This window comes from Myxococcus stipitatus DSM 14675 (genome assembly GCF_000331735.1).
In the GTDB taxonomy this organism is placed as follows: domain Bacteria; phylum Myxococcota; class Myxococcia; order Myxococcales; family Myxococcaceae; genus Myxococcus; species Myxococcus stipitatus.
This window is the reverse complement of sequence record NC_020126.1, coordinates 1,662,089-1,682,632: the sequence shown is the minus strand read 5'-3', so window position 1 is coordinate 1,682,632 and position 20,544 is coordinate 1,662,089. Positions and strand designations below refer to the sequence as shown.

Sequence of the window (20,544 nt, the reverse complement as noted above, 5' to 3'; positions counted from 1 at the left end):
GACACGGGGATTGCGCTGGCCAGGCGCGCTCTTCTTGGCGTGTGTGATGTGGACCCTGGGGGGCTGTAGCTCCAAGTCCAACGACGAGTCTCAGCAGGACAACCCGGACATGGATGACCCGGGCCCTCCGCCCGAGCCCCCCGACGCCGGCCCGCCTCCCGACAGCGGCCCGCAGCCGGAGCCTCCCGACGCGGGCCCACAGCCGGAGCCTCCCGACGCGGGCCCACCGCCGGACGCGGGGCCGGACCCCAGACAGGACGCGGAGATTCCCCCGCTGCCCTCCGCGCCGGGCTGGCGCTTCGTGGGCGCGGACCAGGGCGGCCCGCTCACCGTGTACGGCGTGACGGCCGACGAGGGCGGCAACATCTGGGTCGCCGGTGGTGAAGAGGGCCTGTTCCTCCTCAAGCCCGGCGCGGAGCGCTTCGAGCGCTTCGGCATGGAGCACGGCCTGCGTCCGTACGGCTACATGCCGGACGGCACCGCGCCTCCGGGCATCAAGTACCTGAAGGTCATCTCCGTGGCGGGCGCCAAGGCGGGCACCGTCTTCGTGGGCTACGAGGGCATTCCCGGCACGGGCTCCGAGCACTGCGAGAACAACTGGGACGGGCCGAGCCCGGACCCCGCCCGCTACAAGAGCGGCGACGCGGACCGGGTGACGCTGCGCCAGGACGGCACCCTCACCGTGGTGCACTACGACATCTTCTCCGGCCCCGACGTGGTGGCGGCCGAGAAGCGCGGGCGCGAGAAGATCTGCAACATCCTGCGCATCCGCTACGACAAGCAGGCCATCGGCCGGAACAAGCCCAGCGTGTGGTTCGGCGGCAACCACGGCTTCGCGCGAGGGGATGCGACGTTCTCCGGCGCGCCCATGTGCAACGGCCAGCTCAACTGCTCCGGCGTCTTCGAGCACGTGCACCCGTCCGTCAACGCGCTGGATGCGCGCGGCAACGTGATTCTGCTGACGGACGCGTACTACGGCGTCGCGGTGGACCCCAGCGGGGATGTCTGGTTCGGCGGCTCGGACCGCACCACGCGCTTCCGCTACGGCTCCACGGGCGGCAACTTCTGGCACGCGCAGACGGGCTCGGAGGCGGACGCCGACAACAAGCGGGACCTCTGGCCGGACGCCAAGCCGGAGTACTCGAAGCCCAGCGAGCGCGTGCCGGACAACATCTCCGGCGCGGTGGTGATGGGCGACGGCAGCGTGTGGCTGAGCTCGTTCAGCAACGGGCTGGTGCACCTGGACTCGGGCGGCCAGGTGCTGCGCCGGGTGGGCTCCGGCTCCGGGCTGGTGGACAGGCACCTGTCCGCCCTGGGCCTGGACCCCAGGGACGGGAGCCTCTGGGCCGGCGCGTCGTGGGGCGGCGGCATCTCCCGGCTGAAGGGCGGCGACTTCACCACCTACGGCCTGCCGGAGTTCGGCCGCAAGTACGGCATGTCGCGCATCAGCGACATCCAGGCGGACGGCCACGGGAGTGACCGGCGGATGCTCGTGTCCTTCATGGGCTACCGCGACACCACCACCCAGAAGTGGGTGGCGGGCGCCATCGGCATCTACGAAGGCGAGTAGCCAGCACGCCCCGGTGGCCGTCCTCGCTCGAGCGGGGACGGCCGCCTACTTCGGCAGCTCGCGGTACTTCTCGAACAGGGCCTGCTGCCGCGTGACGAGCGGCACCTGACGTCCCGCCAGCCACATGCCCAGCGGGCGCGTGGAGGACTCCAGCGGGTCGCCGTTCCACAGCACCACATCCGCCACCGCGCCCGGCGCGAGCTTGCCCAGGGGCAGGCCGAACGCCTCTCCCACGTTGGACGTCATCGCGCGCAGCGCGTCGGTGTGCGGCAGGCCCCAGGCCACCGCGTTGCCCGCCTCCTGCGGCAGCGTGCGCACCAGGCCGTGGTCTCCCATGATGGAGAAGAGGACCTTCACGCCCGCCTTGCTCAGGAGCGCCGCGGAGTCCAGGCGGCTGTTGAGCCGGTCGAAGTCCGCGGGCAGGTTCTGCGTGGGCTGAACAATCACGGGCACCTTCGCCGCCGCCAGCTCCCGCGCCACCATCCACGCCTCACCGCCCCCGGCGATGATGAGCTTGAGGTTGTACTCACGCGCCAGGCCCAGCGCGACGCGCAGGTCCGAGGCCCGGTCCGCGTGCACCACCACCGGCAGCGTGCCCGCGAGCACCGGCTGGAGCGCCTCCAGGTCCAGGCGGCTCACCGACAAGTCGCGCATGCGCCCCTGCTCGAAGTCGCCCTTGCGGCGGTTGTAGTCGCGCGCGTCGGCGAGAATCTCCCGCAGCCGCTCCAGCACCAGCGCCCTCGAGCCCGACACCGCGTCGCGTCCGGAGATGCCCAGCTGGACGTGCATGGCCAGCGACGCGCGCCGGATCGAGCCGTCCATCGCCAGCAGCGCGCTCTGCCCGGACACCAGTCCGCCACGCGGGTGCGTCAGGACGCTGGTGACACCGCCCAGCCGCGCCACCGGGAGCACCACCGACGCGGGGTTGACGCCATCCGAGGCCAGGAGCGCCGCGCGAACGTCCCGCTTCGCCGCGTCCCCGCGCAGCCCGTCGTCCTGCGTCGACTCCTCCGCGCTCACCTCCACCAGCCCCAGCACGGTGAGCGAGTCCACGAAGCCCGGCGTCAACAGCCGGCCCTTCCCGTCCACCACGCGGCACGCGGGCGGCAGCGAGTCACCGCCGTCCGCCTGGATGCTGGCGACCTTGCCGTTCTCCAGCACCACCGTGGCGCCCTTCAGCCACGCCGAGCCCGTGAAGGCCGTCACGCCGTGGAACACCGTGCACGCCTCCGCCGTCGGGGCCAGGCGCTCCGCGCACGCGCGGTCCTTCGTCACGTCGCAGCGCTCGCTCAGGCCCAGGTCCGCCAGCGACGGCGCCGCCGCGGGCGCGGCCACCAGCTTCGCCGCGTTCGCCGCCACGTCGCCCACCTCGAAGTCGCTGACCTGGGTGGCGCCCTGGCTCGCGTCGAACGTCCCCACGCCGTCCGCCCACACGCGCTGCGCCCGCGCGTAGACGCTCAAGGGGTGGTTCTTCCACAGCACCACGTCCGCCATCTTCCCCGGCTCCAGCGAGCCCGTGGCGCTCTCCACGCCCATCACCCACGCGGCGTTGAGCGTCACCCAGCGCAGCGCCTCCTCCTCGGGGATGGGGATGCCCGACTCGCGCGCGCGCCACATCGCCTTGCCGGCCTCCTGGTTCAGCCGCTGGATGCTCAGCGCGGAGTCGGAGTGGATGACCGTCTTCCCGCCCGCCTGCGAGACGAGCCCGGCGGTCTCCGGGATGCCGTCCCACGCCTCCAGCTTGAAGCCCCACCAGTCCGCCCACGTCGCCACGGCCACGTTCTTCGCGGCCAGGCTGTCGCGGACCTTGTACGCCTCCAGCGCGTGGTGGAAGGCGCGGATGGAGTAGCCCGCCTCCGCCGCCACCTGGAGCATCACCTCCATCTCATCCGCGCGGTAGCAGTGGTTCTGCACCAGGATGTTGCCGCGCAGCACCTCCGCCAGCGTCTCCAGCTTCAAGTCGCGCAGCGGCGCGGGCCCCGCCTCGTCCGGGCTCTTCTCCTGCTTCTTCGCCCACTCGGCCTGCTTGGCCATGTACTCGCGGGCCTGGGCGAAGGCCTGTCGGTAGCCCGCCACGTTGGCCATGCGGGTGGAGGGCGCCGTCTTGCGGTCCACGCCGTAGACGCGGCGCGGATTCTCACCACACGCCATCTTCAGGGAGTCCTTGGCGCCCGGGAACCGCATCTCCGCCGCCGAGCGACCGAAGTGCAGCTTCACCGGAAAGCCCCGGCCACCCACCAGGTTGGCACTGCCCGGCAGGACCAGCAGGGAGGTGATGCCTCCCGCCGCGGCGCGCTGGAGCCCCGGGTCCTGGGGCCAGAAGGAGTGCTCCGCCGAGACTTCGGCCGTCACCGGCGCGGTGGCCTCGTTGCCGTCGTCATTCGAGAACGAGGCGGGGCTGGCGTAGACGCCCAGATGACTGTGCGCGTCGATGATGCCCGGGGTGACGTACAGCCCCGTGCCGTCCACCTCCTCCGCCCCCGGGGGGGTCGCCACGTCCGCGTTTCGCCCCACCGCCGTCAGCTTGCCGTCCACCCAGGCCACCGCGCCGTCCTCGATGGCGGGCCCCGTGGCCGGCATCACCGTGGCGTGGCGCACCACCACCGCGCGAGGTTGCTTCCAGACACGCGTCGGGGCCGGAGGGGTGGCCGCCGCCGGGGTAGCGGGAGCCGGAGTCCTGGGAACCGTGGCGCAAGCAGAGGCCAGCAACAGAAGCAAGGAAGGGGTCCGCATAGGTGACGTCCGTCGTATCACGCTCCCCTGGGGCTCCAACCACATGCCCGGCCGCCCAGAGGGCGGGCGCGCTCCCGGCGGACAGGAAATCACCTGACGACGAGAAGCCGTCTAGAATCCCCACCCGGTCATGTCCCCTCTCCCCCCAGCCCCCATCCCCTCGCACACAGTCATCAACGCACGAGGCCAGGGTGAGCGACTCTCCGCGCAGCAGTTCCACCTCGTCCTGTTGGACACCGAGCGCGCCGGCACCGTCTTCCCCCTCGCCAACGAAGCGCTGCGTGTGGGCAAGGCCCCCGACAACGACGTCGTCATCGACCACCCCACGGTGAGCCGCAATCACCTGATGGTGCGCCGCCAGGGCGACCGCTTCCTCGTCCAGGACCTCGGCTCCACCAACGGCACCTTCCTGGACGGCGCCCAGGTGCGCGAGGCGTACCTGCGTCCGGGCGCGCTGCTGGAGGTGGGCGACGTGCGCCTGCGCTTCAGCCCGCAGCTGGCGCCCGTGCAGGTGGAGCCGCTGGTGGAGGACCGGCTCGGAGACCTGGTGGGCCGCAGCCTGCCCATGCGGCAGATCTTCGCGCTGCTCCAGCGCATCGCCCCCACCGACTCCACGCTGCTGCTGGTGGGCGAGACAGGCTCCGGCAAGGGCGCCGCCGCCAAGGCCATCCACAAGCTCAGCCCGCGCGCGCCCGGCCCGCTGGTCGTCTTCGACTGCGCCAGCGTCTCCGACTCCCTCATCGAGAGCGAGCTGTTCGGCCACGAGAAGGGCGCCTTCACCGGCGCCGTCAGCCAGCGCATCGGCTGCCTGGAGCGCGCCAACGGCGGCACGCTCTTCCTGGACGAAATCGACGACCTGGCGCTGGACCTCCAGCCCAAGCTCCTGCGCGCCATCGAGGACCGCGAGTTCCGCAGGCTGGGTGCGTCCACGGCCATCTCCTTCGACGCGCGCATCGTCGTCGCCAGCAAGAAGGACCTGTGGGCCGAGACGCAGGCGGGCCGCTTCCGCGAGGACCTCTACTTCCGCCTCTCCGTCTTCACCGTCAGCCTGCCGCCCCTCCGAGACCGCAAGGAGGACATCCCCCTCCTGGTGGACGCCTTCGCGGGCGAGGGCCTGTGGCTGCGGCTGCCGGAGAAGATTCGCGAGCAGTTCACCGGCCACACCTGGCCGGGCAACGTGCGCGAGCTGCGCAACGCCCTGGAGCGCGCGCGGCACATGGTGGACATCCCGGAGCTGGCCGGGGACGCGCTCCTGCGCGAGTTCACCCGCGAGCCCCCCGCCCCCGCCGGCGACTTCCTCCCCGCCGAGTTCACCGGCCCCTTCAAGGTCTGCAAGGACGAGCTCATCCGCGCCTTCGAGCGCGAGTACCTCACGCGCCTGCTGGGCCGCGCCAAGGGCAACATCGCCCGCGCCGCCCGCGAGGCCGAGCTGGACCGCAAGCACCTCTACTCGCTGCTGCACAAGTACGGGCTCGTGCAGAGCGAGAGCGACTGAGCCGCGTCACCGCGCCGGAGCACACGCTGGGTCCAGCAGCTCCGGGCGGTACTCGAAGTGCATCGTGTCGTAGTGGTACCAGCGCCCGCCCCAGATGAAGCCCTCCGCCTCGAAGGCGTCCACCAGCACCTGGGGCACGGCGTTGCGCCAGCGCACCGGCGACTTCGGCCGCTGCCATTCCCAGTAGTGGGAGCGCGCGGTGTTCAAGTCCAACGAGACGCCGTAGGAGTGCGCGCTGCGGCGGTTCGTGTTCGCGATGTTGCGCCACGCGAACGTCCCGCCCGCGCCGCGAAGGAAGGCGCCCAGCGAGGCGTCCTTCTCCACCAACGGCTCCAGCCGCGCGGCGACCCGCTGGAAGGCGGGCAGCACCTTGCGGTGAACCTTCAGCTTCTGTCCGAAGAAGACCCAGGGCACCACGTCCACCTTCTCGCGCGAGGCGCCGTAGGTGGCCTCGAACAGCGGCTCGAAGCGGATGCGCCCCGGGTCGTCGTCCTCGCGGGTGACGGGGGTGAGGGGGCCGGTGCGATAGGGAATGGAGAGTGTGTCCTCCAGGTCCGGCGCCTCCAGCTTCCGCGCGAAGGGCTTGTCCTCTCCGTCGTCGAAAAGAAAGACACGTCCCCCCGGCAGGGCGAAGCCCCAGCCTGATTCGAGGCTCACGGGTGTCAGCACCGGATACCACTTCGCCAGGCAGGCCAACGCAGGGGGCGGCTCGGGTGTCCGCTGTCGTGCACTCGGCGCGGACGCCTCCGGCGGGACAGGCTCCGACGCGAGCACGGGCGCGCCGAGGAAACCGAGACACAGGGCCGTGGCCCGCACGAGGACTCGAGGAGGAATCACGAGTGCATCCTCGCACCTCGGGGACGTAGGCGTGACGGAGACCAACAAAGGCACACAAACACGGTGTGCGTGGGAAATCCTCCGTGGCATGGTGGGGCCGCCTTCGCAGTCCTTCCATCCCCCCGAGGAGGGTTCATGATGAAGCGTCCGTCTCCCTGGCTCGCCGTGCTGTGCGCTGGTTTCATCTCGATGCACGCGACCGGGTGCTTCGGCAGTTTCAAGCTCACCCAGAAAATCTGGAACTGGAACAAGAACATCTCGGATGAGAAGTTCGTGCAGTGGCTGATGTTCCTCGTGCTCGTCATCGTGCCTGTGTATGAGCTGGGCACGTTCATCGACGCGCTGGTCATCAACAGCATCGAGTTCTGGAGCGGGAAGAACCCCGTGTCGAGCACGGGCAGCTCCGACATCAACACGCGCATCGTCCACCTGGGCCCCCACCAGGAGCTGAAGATGACGCGAGACCCGGAGACGGGCGTGATGACGCTGGTGCTCGAGCGCGAGGGCGAGGAGCCCGTCGTCCGCCACTTCGAGACGCTGGAGAACGGCATGGTGGTCCGCGACGACGCGGGCGTCCCCATCGTCCGCGCCGAGGGCACCGCGGACGGCGGCGTCGCGGTGACGGACGCGGCCGGGCTCACGAAGACGGTGCATGGCGGCGAGGCCATCGCGCTCGCGCGGCGCATCTACGAGGAAGGCGGCGCCACCGCGCTCGCGCGCCACGCGGTGCTCCAGTCCACGATGTCCCAGGGGCTGGCGCTCAACACCTGCACCGCGCGGTAGCACGCCTCACCCACACGACGCGGCGACGTCCGAGAAGCTCCGGGCGCCGCCGCGTGTATCAGGTCCTCACGGGACGACGACGCTGCCGTCCAGGGGCTCGCCCTCTTCCGGGCCGAAGCCCGCGTCCTGGGCCTCGGAGGAGAACGTCCCCTCCAGGCTGCGCCCCGCGCCGTAGCCGTCGCCCTTCTTGAAGGACATGGAGAAGTCCCCGCGCGTGTGCTGGCCGGGCTGGCCTCCGGACTCCAGCTGCAGGTCCCCCTTCTCCACCGGCGCGAACACCCGCGCGGGCTCTCCCGCGTTGAGGTGCACCACGGTGGCGCGCGCCAGGCCCGAGGGCGTGGTGCCGCCCAGGTTCACCTTCGCGCCGGGCCGCAAGTCCAGCCCTTCCGTGGACACGGTGAGCCGCACCACCAGGTCCACGTCCAGGTCGTTGTTGCGGAAGTAGCTCACCTGGAGGGCCTCCGCGTTGCGGAGGATCTCCACGCGCGACACCTCCAACGGGAACAACTCCGACACGCTGCCGGACAGCGAGTTGTCCGGACGGCTGCACGCCAGCATGCCGGCGCCCGAGACCAGGCCCGCCAGCGACAGCGCCGCGAGGGCTCGGAGCGACTGCCTCATTTCTCCACCGCCAGGTGCAGGACGCCCTTCTTGCTGAGCGCGGCCACCGGCGTGCGGTAGAGGACGACGCGCTTGCCGTTGGACAGGAACGCCAGCTTGGGCGACCAGCCGCCCTCCTCGTCCACCACCGTCTCCCGCCAGTTGCCGCCGATGCGCGTGCTGATGACGAGCTTGTCCTCGTTCGGGTTGCAGCTCGTGTCGTTGCGGCCCGGCTCGCGCGAGCAGAAGTAGTGCGCGATGGACGGCTCGTGGTGCTGGGGGTCGAACGCGAGCGACGGATACCAGCCGCCCGTGCCGTTGCCGAAGACGGGGTCCGGCGTGGACCACTCGCCCGTCGTGGTGCAGCTGGTGGCGTTGGGGCTGGGGCAATCCATGTACAGCAGCACATCGCCTCGCGAGGAGCCGCGGTTCTGCACGGCGATGCCGAAGCCCTCCTGCGAGTCGTACGCCATGGAGGGCCCCAGCTGGGTGTTGGCGATGCTGGACTCCGTTGCCACCGTCACCGGACGCGACCACGTCGCGCCATCCGCGTTGCGTCGCTGGAAGAGCACGCCGCCGCCCGTCGCTTGAGCGCCCGACTTCGTCCGGTCATGCACCAGCGCGGGCTGCGCGCCGCCCATGATCATCGACAGGTGGCCGCCAAAGCCATCCTTCCCGTCCGCCGAAAACGCCACCATCCGGAACGCCCAGCTCGTGGGCCCGCCGCTGGCCAGCTCCAGGTCCGCCGCCGACCAGTCCTGGCCCTCGAAGTTCGCGTTGTGTCCATCGCGGTACGCGATGAGCGCCTTGCCGTCCACGAACAGGAGGGACGAGTTGAGGCCCACGAGGAAGCCCGCGTCAGCCACGCCATTGCCAATGGCCGCCGCGTTCGACATCGTGGCGACAATCTGCTGCGTCCACGTCCCCGACGCGGAGCGATAGGAGATGGCCACGTCGCTCTGGAGCCAGTACGTGGAGGTGTCCCGGCCTCCGCCCAGGTACGTCACCGCGGGCTGGCCATCCGGACCGAAGGCCACGGACACACCGAACACGCGCTGCACCGTGATGACCTTCTCCGCGGGCCCCAGCACGCCGCCGTTGAACTCGCGATAGCGCAGGTCGTAGTTCGTCTCGCTGCCCGTCGCAGTCCCCGTGTCCACGAAGTACGCCATGCCGATGCGGTCATCCGCGCTCACGGCCATCGCGATGTTGGAGATGGGATTGAACTCGCTCTTGTCGGCATCCACCTCCAGCTTGGTGAAGCTGCCCCCGGTCGGGTTCGGCCCCGCGTCCGGACTCCCCGCGTCGGGGTTGTCGGGCTTGTCCTTCCCGCACCCCAATGCCATCACCAATCCCAGTGCCCAGGCGTGTCGTTTCATCTGCGTCTCCTTGCGGTTTCAGCCGTGCACATCGTTGCGTTCATTCTACGCCACACGCGGCGAAACCTCGCGTGCTGGGTTACGCTCGCGCACCTATGCCTCGTGCGCGTTCTCCTCGCCGTCGACTGTCTCGGCGCTCGTTCATCCAACGGCTGTCGTTCCTGGGTGGAAGTGTCGTGCTGCTCGGGCCCCTGGCCTGCAAGCGCTCCTCCTCCGAGGACGCCCCCAAGCCCGCGAAGGACCCCGGCCCGCTGGGCACCACCCCCGGAGCGCAGGAGCCACGCACCTTCTCCCGCTTCGAATACGCGGTGGTCGCCGCCGCCGCCGAGCGCATCCTCCCGAAGGACGAGGACCCGGGAGCGCTCGACGCCCACGTGCCGGTCTACATCGACCGCATCCTCACGACACCGGAGATGAAGCCCATCCGCGACGACTTCCTGGAGGGGCTCGCCGCGCTGGAGCACCGCTCGCAGCGGATGTTCCAGAAGGGCTTCTCCAGCATCACCGCCGCGCAGCAGGACGAGCTGCTCACGCTCTTCAAGGACAGCAAGCCCGGCAGCGGCGAGGCGCACTTCGTGGAGCTGCTCACCGTGCTCACGCTGGAGGGCTTCCTGGGGGACCCGTCCTACGGCGGCAACCAGGGCAAGGTGGGCTGGAGGCTGATGGGCTTCGACGCCGTGGGCACCGTCGCCATGGCGCCCCCGGAGAACTACGACGGACCGAAGTGCTTGCGCGAGTGCGGGGTTCACAAGTGAGCCTGCCCGAGGTCGACATCTGCATCATCGGCAGCGGCGCCGGCGGAGCCCCCATGGCGCTGGAGCTGGGCCGCGCGGGCTTCAAGGTCGTCGTCCTGGAGAAGGGTCCGCACTACCGGCCCCAGGACTTCGTGCACGACGAAATCCTCAACAGCCGGCGCAACTTCTTCATGCCGTTGCCGTGGGAGGAGCCGCACCTGGTGCGCCAGGGCTTCAAGGGCAAGTACGAGCGCAGCTCCGCGGCATGGACCGCCAACTGCGTGGGCGGCGGCACCGTGCACATGAGCGGCTTCTTCTACCGGCTCAAGCCCATGGACTTCCGACTGCGCACCACGCTGGGCGCGGTGCCCGGCAGCACGCTGGAGGACTGGCCCATCTCCTACGAGGACCTGGCGCCGTTCTACGACAAGGCCGAGGCGGAGCTGGGCGTGTCCGGCCACGCCGTGCCCCACCCCTTCGCGGAGCCGCGCAGCGGCCCCTATCCCCTGCCCCCGCTGGACGTGCACCCGGTGGCGGCGGAAATCGACAAGACCTGCCAGGCCATGGGCTGGCACTCGCTGCCCACCGCGCGAGGCATCATCAGCCGCCCCTACCGAGGCCGCGCGCCGTGCTCGTACTGCGCGCTGTGCGGGAGCTACGGCTGCGAGGTGGGCGCGAAGAGCGGCACCAACGCCAGCCTCATCCCCGCGGCGGTGGCCACCGGCCATGTGCAGGTGCGCCCCGGCTGCATGGCGCGCACCGTGGAGGTGGACCGCAAGGGCCGCGCGAAGAGCGTCATCTACGTGGACCCGGACGGCGTCACCCAGGAGCAGCCCGCGAAGGTCATCGTCGTGTCCTGCACGGCGGTGGAGAGCGCGCGGCTGCTGCTCAACTCGACGTCCAGCCGCTTCGCGCGAGGGCTCGCCAACAACAACGGGCTGGTGGGCAAGAACCTCACCTTCAGCTCCTTCGGCGAGGCCCAGGCCACCTTCCGACTGTCGAAGCAGGCCCAGAAGCGGCCGTGGCTGAAGGACCCCAGCCCCTTCGTCAATCGCAGCATCCAGGACTTCTACCTGATGCCCGACGCGCGCTTCGGCTTCCGCAAGGGCGGCACGCTGGGCTTCATGTGGACGCACCCCAATCCCATCAACGCGGCCCTGGGCATGGCGGGCAAGGGCACGTCCGCCGTCTTCGGCAAGGCGCTGAAGGACCGGATGCGGGACTACCGCGACTCGCGCATCCTCCAGTTCGAGGTCTACGCGGAGTACCTCCCCACGCCCGGCAGCTCCGTGAGCGTGGAGGACTCCGTGAAGGACAAGTATGGGATTCCCGTGGCCGCCATCACCGTGGACCGCCACCCCATGGACCTGGCCGCCACGCGCTTCCTGGTGGAGCGCGGCGAGGAGGTGCTGATGCGGCTGGAGCCCGATGAGCTCAAGCGCACCAGCACCACCGGCGAGACGACCATCCTCCAGCACGGCACCTGCCGCTTCGGCGACGACGCCGCCACGTCCGTGCTGGACAGGAATTGCCGCGCGCACGAGGTGCCCAACCTCTACGTCGTCGACGGCAGCTTCATGCCCACCGGCGGGAGCGTGCCCTCCACGCTCACCATCTCCGCCAACAGCTTCCGGGTGGCAAGCCATCTGGTTCGCGCGCTGAAGCAAGGCGTCGCCTCGGGGGGTTAGCGATTGCGCAGGGGCGTGATGTCCACCTTCACGGCGTAGCGCGCCTGCATGTCGGATTCGAACTCGATGAGGTGGTCTCCCACGCCGGTGAGCTCCGCCTCTCGAGTGAAGACGCTGAACTTCTCCATCGAGTCGAGCACCGCGCGTCCATCCACCGCCTGCCGCGTGCGAGCGCGGCAGCCCTCCTCGTGGAAGATGACCACCGTCTCCTCTCCGGCGGCGGTGACCTCGTCCATGTAGAAGCTCAGCTTGACGTGAGAGGCCTCCGGCACCTGGACGATGAACTGGCTTCGCCCCGGGAAGCGGCCCTCTGAATAGCCTTCCGCGCCCAGGATGCAGCCCGCCACCCGACCACACACCGGCCAGGACTCATCACAGGCATCCTTCACACGCGGACCGATGAAGTCGTCGCGCGTGTCTCCACAGCCCACCGCGAACAACGTGAGCAGGAAAACGCCGGCGCACTGGGCGTAACGACAGAACACTGTTACAACATTCATCATCATCGACCCTCTAGCGAGGAGTGAACGTCCATGCGACTGCACACCCCGTGGCTACCTATTCTCTTCTTCTCGCTCGCCGCTTGCGGCGAGAGCCCCGAAGACCTCCCCAAGGCCCCGCAGCTCATCTCGGACCGTGACGAGATGGGTTTCGACACCGAGCACAACTCCGGCACGTATGTGGGAACCACGGGCTTCAACTCCGTGCAGGTGTCGAATCAGGGAGAGGATACGCTGGAAGTCTCCAACGTTTCCTACTCCGGACCGAATGTCTTCACCCTGAAGATTTCCCAGGACGGGACGGAGCGCTCGCCGGGAGAGGCCTTCCAGGTGGCCTCCAAGAAGCGGTTCTTCATCCAGGTGAACTTCAAGCCGACGGAAGCGAAGACCTACCAGGGCACCCTCACCATCCGCTCCAACGCGGCCAACACCGCCGAGAAGGTCATCACCCTCAACGGCAAGGGCATCCAGCCTCCGGCCCAGTAGCCTCGCCCAGACAACATCCCGCGGTCGACTCGCGGCGCTCCTTCACGGGCGCCGCTTTTTTGTTTCAGGGCCTCACTTCAATCCCACACATCCGTGAAGGCCCGACCCCGCATGGCCATACATCCGGGGCCGGAGCCTGGAGGCGCCGGAAGGCTCAGGGCTGCCGGGTGAAGGCACAGCCTCCCGTCGGACCGGCCACCCCACCATCCGTCGGCGTCCCCGCGTCATCCAAGCCCGGGCACGACACCGACGTGCCGCCGTCGCGCGAGTACGACGTGGGATATTCGCCGTAGCCGGTGCGCAGCGTGTAGCTCACGTCCTCGTAGGAGCGGCGCTCGGACGCGGACACCTCCACGCGCATCTTCCCGCCTCGCATGAAGCGACGCTCCAGGCAGCCACACGCGTAGGGCGCCAGGGTGACGACGGTGGAGTTGGCCCGCTCCTCCAGCGTGTACTGGGGCTGCAGGCTGCTCAGCGGGTCCGTCTGCCGCGTGTGCCAGGCCCGCAGCGCATCCGAGCGGTAGCCCAGCGTCAGCTGCTGACCGCGGCTGCCCACGCGCACCGCGGCGCAGCCCGGGATGCCCGCGTCCTGCACGCCCCCGTCGGCGCCCGTGGCGTCACCATCACAGAAGGTCAGGTCCAGCGCGATGCCGTGCGGCGTCCCGCCATCCTGCTGCTTCTGTATCTCCCACTGCACCAGCCAGGCCCGGTCCTCGGGCGAGGCCACGGAGGGCAGCGTGAACAGGTACGAGTCCACGTCGGAGGGCACCGCGTCGTAGTCGGTGGGGCCGCGCACGCCGAAGCCATTGACGCGGTCCTGCCCGTTGCGCAGCCGGCCGTAGCCGTGGGACAGCCGGCCCGACACGGAGAACTCCGCGGTGTCCGGAGGCACCGGGTGCGTCGCCGAGCTCGCCATCGGCCGGGTCACCATCTGCTCCGTCTCCAGGCCCCCGAAGCGGCTGACCTCGTCCGCGTCCTCCGCCTCCCACGTCACGTCCAGCTGGTAGTCCTTGTCGTCCGACCACTTGGTGCCGTCCGTCTGGACGTTGAAGAAGTACGTCACCTGCGCGCCGTGAGGCGGCACCGGCAGCACGCCCTGGAAGTTGCCCAGGTTCGTGAAGAGCGGGTTGTTCACCGTCTCCTCGCGCAGCGAGTGCAGACACAGCGACGTGGGCAGGTCCGTGCGCCGGCAGAAGCCCTCCACCAGCGAGACGACGTCCGGGCTCTCCGAGTAGCCCTTGGGGCACACCTCGGGCTTGGTGACACAGTTGTTGCGCCACTCGTCCAGGTTCGCGCCCGTCGTCACCGGCGTGAGCACCAGCACCTGCCGGTCCGGGTTGCCGGGCAGCGGCGGGTAGCGGCCCCCCGTCCCCAGCGGCGTCAGCTTGTAGCGCAGCCGCGTGGGCACGGTGGAGGTCGGCAGGTTCACGCCGTACCAGTCCTGGTCCCCCATGTGGCCCAGCCGGCCCTTGAAGGACGTGGAGGACGCGGGAGACGGAGACGCCAGGCCCCGCTGCTCCGCGTAGCTCACCGAGTCGTTCGGCTGCGGCTTGTTGTCGTTGGGGTCCTGCTCCGACAGGGCGCGGATGTCCACGGTGTAGGCCTGGTTCACATCGCCCTGCGCCACGTCCGCCCCGGTGCGTCCCCGGTAGCCCTGCACCACCAGCATCCACTTCCCGGCGTGCTCGCCCTTCACCTTGCGCGCCGTCGCCAGCACGCCGGGGCGCACCGCGGGGAGCACCTCGCCCTCGTCCTCCTTCTCCTCCTTGGTGAGGAAGCCGGGGCGCAGCAGCTTGTAGGACAGCCGCCAGTTGGGCACGCCGCCCTGGTCGGGCGCAGTGATGTTCACGTACGCCACCTCCCCCGCCGCCAGGTCGAAGGTGAAGCGGTCCACGTCGTTGTCCGTGGCCAGGTAGCCGGACGCCGTCCCCGACCGAGCCCCCGCCACCCCCGACAGCGCCACGGGCGTGGCCGCGGCCAGCGCGTCGTTGGGCTCGTTCGTGTCCTTGTCCTCCAGGACGTTCATCGTCAACCGGTAGGGATTGCGCGCGTCGAACTTGGGCTGCGTGGCGACCTGCGGCGCGTCCTGCACCAGCACCAACAGCGTCTTGCCCTTCAGGTCGTCGCGCAGCGGAATCACCATGTCCACCGGCTTGGGCGCGCCCTGGCCGTGCTTGTCGTCCTTCTTCGCCAGCGACGTCTCCCCGCCACCGGCCAGCGGCTCCAGCACGGAGACGGAGAGCTGCACGGCGGTGCTGGCGGCCAGGTAGACGCCATTCACGTTGAGCAGCGTGCGCGCGCTGGTGTTGGCGGGCAGGACAATCCGGTACCAGTCCTGGTCTCCCTCGCGCGTCTCGCCCTCGCGCACCAGGAAGCGCTCCAGGGGCTCACCGGGCTTGAGCTCACACTCGGGCAGCGTCAGCGCCTCCTCGCGGCTGTTGCAGACATCCGTCACCGTGGAGGTGCCCGCGTCTTCGTTGCCACCGCCTCCGGAGGAGCAGGCGGTGAGCGCGAGCAGCGCGAGCGACAGCAGTTGGACTTGGGTCTTCATGGCGGCGTCGATTCTCACGGCGTCGGAGGCACCACATCGGGGCGGCCGGGGCAGCCGTCGATGAAGTCCTCGGGAGTCACACGGACGACGCCATCCGCGGGAGACTTGATGCCCCCCACCGGATAGCGCACGGAGTCCACGCGGAAGGTGCGCACCAGGGTGCGCGCGGTGGGGTCATCGGCCGGCACCATGGCCACGGACAGGGCCACGTTGTTGAAGCCCGCGCCTCGCGTCACGACGCCCGCGTCATCGGCGGCGGCGACGGTGGGCGCCAGGAGCACGTTGTCCACGCGCAGCGTGTAGCACTGCCGGCCCTGCTCATCCGGCGGACCGTCCGCCTCGAAGAGGTAGCGGTAGCCCTCCGCGGCCAGGCGCGAGGTGTCCACCTCCAGCGGGCGGGTGTGCAGGCGAAGCTCCGCGCGGCTCGACAGCCCGTCGTTGTCCGGGTCCTCGTCCAGGTCGTTGCTCGCGCCCTGCGTGCCACCGCGCCACTCGATGCCGTCCGGCACACCGTCGCGGTCGCTGTCCGCCAGCGTGGAGTTGGTGCCGATGAACTGCTCGTCGCAGTCGAGCAGGCCGTCGCAGTCGGAGTCCTGGTCCCTCAGGAGCGGAGGACAGCCCTTGTCCAGCCCGCCGCCGTCGGGGTCGGCCACCTGCGTCGGATTGAAGTCCACGCCGCGCTCGCGGAAGTAGACCTCCACGCCGTCGCTGAAGCCGTCGCCGTCGGTGTCCATCTTGTTCGGGTTCGTCCCCACCTGCGCCTCGCGCGCATCCGTCAGGCCATCCCCGTCCGTGTCCGCCTCGTCGACCGGGCTGCCCGGCGGCGAGGAGAAGTTCGTCGCCACCACTTCCTTCACGACGAAGGTGCGCCGCACCTGGCCGAAGGCGAAGTCCAGGAAGTTGATGGGCTCGTTGTTGCGGAAGTCGCGGAAGTTGCCGCCCCCCAGCGCGGCCATCTTCTCCAGCCGGTCCGCGTTCTGGTTGATGATGAGCAGCGGGCAGCCCCCATCACCCGACAAGTCACAGACCGACGACACCGGCTGCGTGGGGTTGAAGACATGCACGGTGTTGACGCGCACGTCCTCCACCAGGTCCCTCAGCTGGCGGATGCGCACCACCGCGTCGCCCTGGAGCAGCTCGCTGTCCTGGTTCGACGTGGGCTTGCCATCCGACAGGAAGAGCACCGAGTAGCGCGCCTGCGCCAGCGCCTCCGCGCCCCCCGGCTCCAGCCGGCTGCGCGCGATGTCCGAGTTGATGAGCGAGTAGATGTCCGACAGCGGCTTGACGAAGTCCGTCGAGTCCCGGTTCGGGGAGGTGTCGGGGTTGCGGAAGGTGAGCAGCCGCTCGGTGAGGCCCCGCATCGCGGCGCCGTCGAGGCTGGACACCTGCACGAAGCCATCCTCCGGCGGGTTGCCCGGCTTCTGGGTGAGGAAGGCCGTGGTGCTGCCGGCGAACAACGCCACCGCCAGCTGCACCTCCGGGTCCCTCGGCAGGTTCTCGATCAACTGCACCAGCGCGGTGGCGCGGGTGCCGTCCGGGTCGCTGACGCGCATGGACTGCGAGGCGTCCATCAGGACGATGATCTTGATGGGGCGCACCACCTCGTTGGAGCCGACCGAGCAGAAGCGGCCCTGCAGCGAGACGGAGCGGTCCACGGGGACCTCCACGTCCCGGCGCGGGTCGTAGAGGTACGAATCGGTGCAGGCCACCACCACCACGAGCGAGACCAGGAGCCCCGCCAGAACGCGACCAGCCACACTCACGGAACAAATCCTCCCTGCGAGCCCGCCGGGGGCGTCCCCACACAGCGGCCCTGATTCTCCCAGGGATTGCCCAGCTCCGTGGGCACCCTGAAGTTCTCATTCGTCAGCGTCAGCTCCGGCCCCACGGGGATGCGCACGCTGGGCGGCGCGTACTGCGCCCACGCGCAGGCCGCCTGCCACACGCCGTAGTCCGTGGCCACGCCGCTCTCCGGCGCCTCCGCGAACCACAGCCGGAAGAGGTTGAAGCCCTGCTTGGGCGAGCCCGGCCGGTCCGGCGGCGTCACCATCGTCAGGTTGGACACGGTGTAGTCGTAGCAGATGCTGCCGTTGGGCCGGACCTCGGCGATGCGCGTCTCGTACTGGTAGCCGCTCTTCTCGAAGAAGGCCCTGTCGCGACGCGTCGGGTCCGTGCCCGCGCGCAGCTCCACTTCATCCGGAAGGCCGTCTCCATCCGTGTCCAGCCCGGCCACGGTGGGCGCCAGGGGGTCCAGGCCCCAGCGGGCCTCGATGCTGTCGGGGATGCCGTCACCGTCGCTGTCGACGATGGTCTCGCGCGTGCGCAGGTACGCCTCCGCGAACTGCGACAGGCCGTCACCATCCGTGTCCCGGCACGTGCAGCGCGGCGTCAGCGGGGAGTTCGGGTCACACCCACGCGCATCCAAGTCGTTGTCGGCCCGGAAGCCCTGGTCCGCGCGGCGCGACTCGAAGCCGTCATCCAGGCAGTCGCGGTCGCTGTCGGGGATGAACGGGTTCGTCTTCAGCGCGAACGAGGTGTCCACGTCATCCGGCACCCCGTCGCCGTCGCTGTCCACCACGCGCGAGTCCAACCCCGGCGCGGAGCTGAGCGACTCCACCATCAGCGTCTTCATCACGTTGCGCGACGCGAAGGACGAGTAGTCCAGCGCGCCCAACCCCAGGTTGGAGATTTCGCGCGTGTCGTTGAACTCCTGGTACACGCCGTTGCCCAGCTCCGCGAAGCGCTTGAGCAGCCACGAGGCAATCTTCTTCGCCGCCGCGGGGTACTCGGCCTGGGGCACCCCCGGGTAGACGCCGTAGATGTCCTGGCAGATGGGGCCGCAGGCGCGCACCGCCTCCTGGTTGAACAGCAGCACCGTGTGCATGCGCACGTCGCCGACGTTGTTCTGCTCCTTCAGCTCCATCAGCCGGCGCACGTAGCTGAACAGCTGGTAGTTCTGGTTGCGGTCCGTGCCGACCTCGAACCCTTCAATCTGGTCCTCCGGGTCCGTGGCGTTGCAGAAGTCGGTGAGCGAGTCCCGCCACGTCAGGTCCGGGCTGTCCGGCGAGGCATAGACGCTGAGGTTGTCGCTGGCGGAGCAGCGCGGGTACGGCGTCCCGTCCGTGAGGAAGACCACCACGTAGCGGGTGCGCGGCAGCAATTCCGGGTTGGAGAGGGAGACGGCGTTGATGTCGCTGGCGATGAGGCTGTAGGCGTAGGACAGGGCGCCCTGGTAGTCGGTGCCCTTGCCCAGCTGGCTCTGCAGGCCGTCGATGTAGCTGTCGATGTTGGTGTCCGGCCGGGCGAAGCGGTTGCCCGTCGCCACCGGAGGCCAGACGTTTCGCACGTTGGTCTCGAAGGGGGCCACGGACACCTGCACGTTGCCGCCCCGCGCGTTGACCTCGCGGAACTGCGTCACCAGGCGCTTGAGCGCGCGCACGCGCGCGGGCTCCGTGACACCGGGCGGGATGATGGCCTGCACCTCCGCGCGCTGGCAGAAGCCGCTGTCGCGCTGCGCGCCCGGCGGGTCGGAGATGCACATGCTGCCCGACTCGTCGATGACCACCACCACCTTCACGGGGAAGCCGGAGGGGTTGGGCGGGCGCGTGCAGACACGCCCCTGGAGCATCACCCGGTTGTCGACATTGGACTGCTGCTCCGTCCGGGGCTCGAGCATCGAGTCGGTACAGGACAGCAGTCCCGTGGCCAGGAGGCCCGCCGCGAGCAGCGGGAGACGAACAAGGCGGCGCATAGGAAACGACCTCCTGGCGAGGAACAACGGGTTTACGGCTCGCGGCGACGGCGGCGCATCAGCACGCCCAGCAGGGCGGCGCCAAGCGCCGTGAGGCTGAAGCCGGCGGGCACGGAGGAGCAGTTGGGGCCATCGCCGTCACCCTTGCCCACCGTCAACACCAGGGTGGAGGTGGAGACGCGCTGGTCCGGGAAGACGCGGTCGGCGAAGGCCAGGCGGGCCTCCACGGTCAGCTCGTACGTGCCCTCGGAGTCCGGCACGAAGTGCGGCACGCTGCCGTCCACGTACGTGTACTGCCAGTCACGGCTGAGCGTCACCGCGCCCTGGGGATTCTCCACCACCGCGTTGGAACCCTCCGGGCGCTTGCTCACCGTCCAGCGGTACTCCATGGCGGCGCCGTTGCGGTTGGCGAACAGCGGCGGACGCAGGCCGTCGCCCGCGTTGGCGAGCTTCGCCGTGCCACCGGCGCTCACCGTGAAGGGCGCCTTCGGGTCCAGGCACTTCAAGGGCTGCGTCGGGTCCACGACGAGGCAGTAGAGGCGGTCGCACGCGTCGCCCAGGCCGTCGCGGTCATCGTCCGTCTGCTCGCGGTTCTTCACGTCGCGGCAGTTGTCCGCGTCGTTGAGGATGCCGTCGTCGTCGACGTCCACGTCGCACGCGTCACCCATGCCGTCCTGGTCCTTGTCGGACTGGTCGGAGTTGGAGAGCCCCGGGCAGTTGTCGCCGTTGTCGGAGATGTTGTCGCCGTCGGCGTCCACGCGGCACTGGCTGCCGTCGGTGGGCATCACCTGCTCCGGGTTGCGCACGCGCGGGCAGTTGTCGGCGCCATCCGCCACGCCGTCGTTGTCGTCGTCGGAATCACACACATCGCCCGCGCCGTCCGCGTCCAGGTCGGACTGGTCGCGGTTGGGAATCAGCGGGCAGTTGTCCTGCCCGTTGAGGATGGTGTCGTTGTCCTGGTCCTCGTCACAGTCGTCACCCTTGCCGTCGCCGTCCGCGTCGCGCTGGGTGGAGTTGGAGAGCGCCGAGCAGTTGTCGCAGACGTTGCCCACGCCATCGCTGTCGCCGTCCGTCTGGTCGCGGTTGGACGCGAAGGGGCAGTTGTCCCGGTCGTCCGCGCGGCCGTCGCCGTCCGCGTCATCCGTGTACGCCAGCGTGTCGCCGTCGTCCGTGTAGTTCACCCACACCGAACCGCCACATCCACAACCACCGCCTCCGCCCTCCTCCTGGGGACGACCGCAAGAAACCCCGAGGCACTCCGGGTTGTCCGCGTTGGTGGTGGGGTTCTGCGCCTGCGCGACACCAGGGTTCACGACCAGGAATGCCCCGAGCATCAGCAGCGGAGCGACTCGAACGAGTGACATGGTGACTCCTTTCAGCCCCGAGCCCTTAGCAAGAGACGATCCGCACATTGGCCTCGCGTGAATCTCAGAAGTT

At 69.7% G+C, this 20,544-nt stretch carries 15 protein-coding genes; 6 read left to right on the top strand and 9 right to left on the bottom strand.

The annotated features are described in order from the left end of the window. The first annotated feature begins 46 nt into the window (after positions 1-46). Positions 47-1,570, top strand: coding sequence for a ligand-binding sensor domain-containing protein (locus MYSTI_RS06730; protein WP_015346965.1), 1,524 nt, complete (start codon positions 47-49; stop codon positions 1,568-1,570). Positions 1,571-1,615: 45 nt separating this feature from the next. Here the strand turns inward: MYSTI_RS06730 and MYSTI_RS06725 are convergent, their stop codons facing one another. Continuing rightward, positions 1,616-4,303 (bottom strand): amidohydrolase family protein, encoded by a 2,688-nt coding sequence (locus MYSTI_RS06725; protein WP_015346964.1) that lies wholly within the window; start codon positions 4,301-4,303, stop codon positions 1,616-1,618. A gap of 130 nt (positions 4,304-4,433) precedes the next feature. Here MYSTI_RS06725 and MYSTI_RS06720 point away from each other — a divergent pair, with 130 nt between their 5' ends. Beyond that, positions 4,434-5,798: a sigma 54-interacting transcriptional regulator gene (locus MYSTI_RS06720; protein ID WP_015346963.1), complete on the top strand. Its 1,365-nt coding sequence runs from the start codon at positions 4,434-4,436 to the stop codon at positions 5,796-5,798. Positions 5,799-5,804: 6 nt separating this feature from the next. Here the strand turns inward: MYSTI_RS06720 and MYSTI_RS06715 are convergent, their stop codons facing one another. Further along, a complete protein-coding gene (locus MYSTI_RS06715) occupies positions 5,805-6,635 on the bottom strand; it encodes a M15 family metallopeptidase (RefSeq protein WP_015346962.1) in 831 nt (276 codons plus the stop codon). A gap of 138 nt (positions 6,636-6,773) precedes the next feature. Between MYSTI_RS06715 and MYSTI_RS06710 the strand changes: the two genes are divergently transcribed. Further along, positions 6,774-7,418 (top strand): DUF3332 domain-containing protein, encoded by a 645-nt coding sequence (locus MYSTI_RS06710; RefSeq protein WP_044283150.1) that lies wholly within the window; start codon positions 6,774-6,776, stop codon positions 7,416-7,418. Between the two features lie 66 nt (positions 7,419-7,484). Here the strand turns inward: MYSTI_RS06710 and MYSTI_RS06705 are convergent, their stop codons facing one another. Beyond that, positions 7,485-8,039: a hypothetical protein gene (locus MYSTI_RS06705; protein ID WP_015346960.1), complete on the bottom strand. Its 555-nt coding sequence runs from the start codon at positions 8,037-8,039 to the stop codon at positions 7,485-7,487. Next, the gene (locus MYSTI_RS06700) at positions 8,036-9,397 is read right to left on the bottom strand and encodes a lipoprotein (protein ID WP_015346959.1); all 1,362 of its coding nucleotides are present in this window, start codon (positions 9,395-9,397) and stop codon (positions 8,036-8,038) included. The genes MYSTI_RS06705 and MYSTI_RS06700 overlap by 4 nt, the downstream gene beginning before the upstream one ends. A 176-nt stretch (positions 9,398-9,573) precedes the next feature. Between MYSTI_RS06700 and MYSTI_RS06695 the strand changes: the two genes are divergently transcribed. Both MYSTI_RS06695 and MYSTI_RS06690 read left to right on the top strand, forming a co-directional pair. Further along, on the top strand, positions 9,574-10,152 hold the full coding sequence (locus MYSTI_RS06695) for a gluconate 2-dehydrogenase subunit 3 family protein (RefSeq protein ID WP_233278193.1): 579 nt from the start codon (positions 9,574-9,576) through the stop codon (positions 10,150-10,152). After that, positions 10,149-11,819 carry a GMC family oxidoreductase gene (locus MYSTI_RS06690; RefSeq protein WP_015346957.1) on the top strand — a complete coding sequence of 557 codons (1,671 nt, stop codon included), beginning with the start codon at positions 10,149-10,151 and terminating at the stop codon, positions 11,817-11,819. Before MYSTI_RS06695 ends, MYSTI_RS06690 begins: the two co-directional genes overlap by 4 nt. On the opposite strand, the gene MYSTI_RS06685 is transcribed toward MYSTI_RS06690, so the two are convergent. Next, positions 11,816-12,304: a hypothetical protein gene (locus MYSTI_RS06685; RefSeq protein ID WP_233278192.1), complete on the bottom strand. Its 489-nt coding sequence runs from the start codon at positions 12,302-12,304 to the stop codon at positions 11,816-11,818. The genes MYSTI_RS06690 and MYSTI_RS06685 overlap by 4 nt on opposite strands. 48 nt (positions 12,305-12,352) lie before the next feature. Between MYSTI_RS06685 and MYSTI_RS06680 the strand changes: the two genes are divergently transcribed. Continuing rightward, positions 12,353-12,805: a lipoprotein gene (locus MYSTI_RS06680; protein WP_015346955.1), complete on the top strand. Its 453-nt coding sequence runs from the start codon at positions 12,353-12,355 to the stop codon at positions 12,803-12,805. Positions 12,806-12,959: 154 nt separating this feature from the next. On the opposite strand, the gene MYSTI_RS06675 is transcribed toward MYSTI_RS06680, so the two are convergent. The 4 genes from MYSTI_RS06675 to mtsC are packed head-to-tail and all read right to left on the bottom strand — an operon-like array spanning position 12,960 to position 20,471. Continuing rightward, complete coding sequence (locus tag MYSTI_RS06675) at positions 12,960-15,356, bottom strand: hypothetical protein (protein WP_015346954.1); 2,397 nt, start codon at positions 15,354-15,356, stop codon at positions 12,960-12,962. 14 nt (positions 15,357-15,370) lie between these two features. Beyond that, positions 15,371-17,119 carry a vWA domain-containing protein gene (locus tag MYSTI_RS06670; protein WP_015346953.1) on the bottom strand — a complete coding sequence of 583 codons (1,749 nt, stop codon included), beginning with the start codon at positions 17,117-17,119 and terminating at the stop codon, positions 15,371-15,373. Next, entirely contained in the window at positions 17,116-19,107 is a 1,992-nt protein-coding gene (gene mtsD / locus MYSTI_RS06665) for a cell-cell cohesion protein MtsD (RefSeq protein ID WP_015346952.1), read from the bottom strand. The genes MYSTI_RS06670 and mtsD overlap by 4 nt, the downstream gene beginning before the upstream one ends. A gap of 32 nt (positions 19,108-19,139) precedes the next feature. Further along, positions 19,140-20,471 carry a cell-cell cohesion MYXO-CTERM protein MtsC gene (gene mtsC / locus MYSTI_RS06660; RefSeq protein ID WP_015346951.1) on the bottom strand — a complete coding sequence of 444 codons (1,332 nt, stop codon included), beginning with the start codon at positions 20,469-20,471 and terminating at the stop codon, positions 19,140-19,142. Positions 20,472-20,544 lie beyond the last annotated feature (73 nt).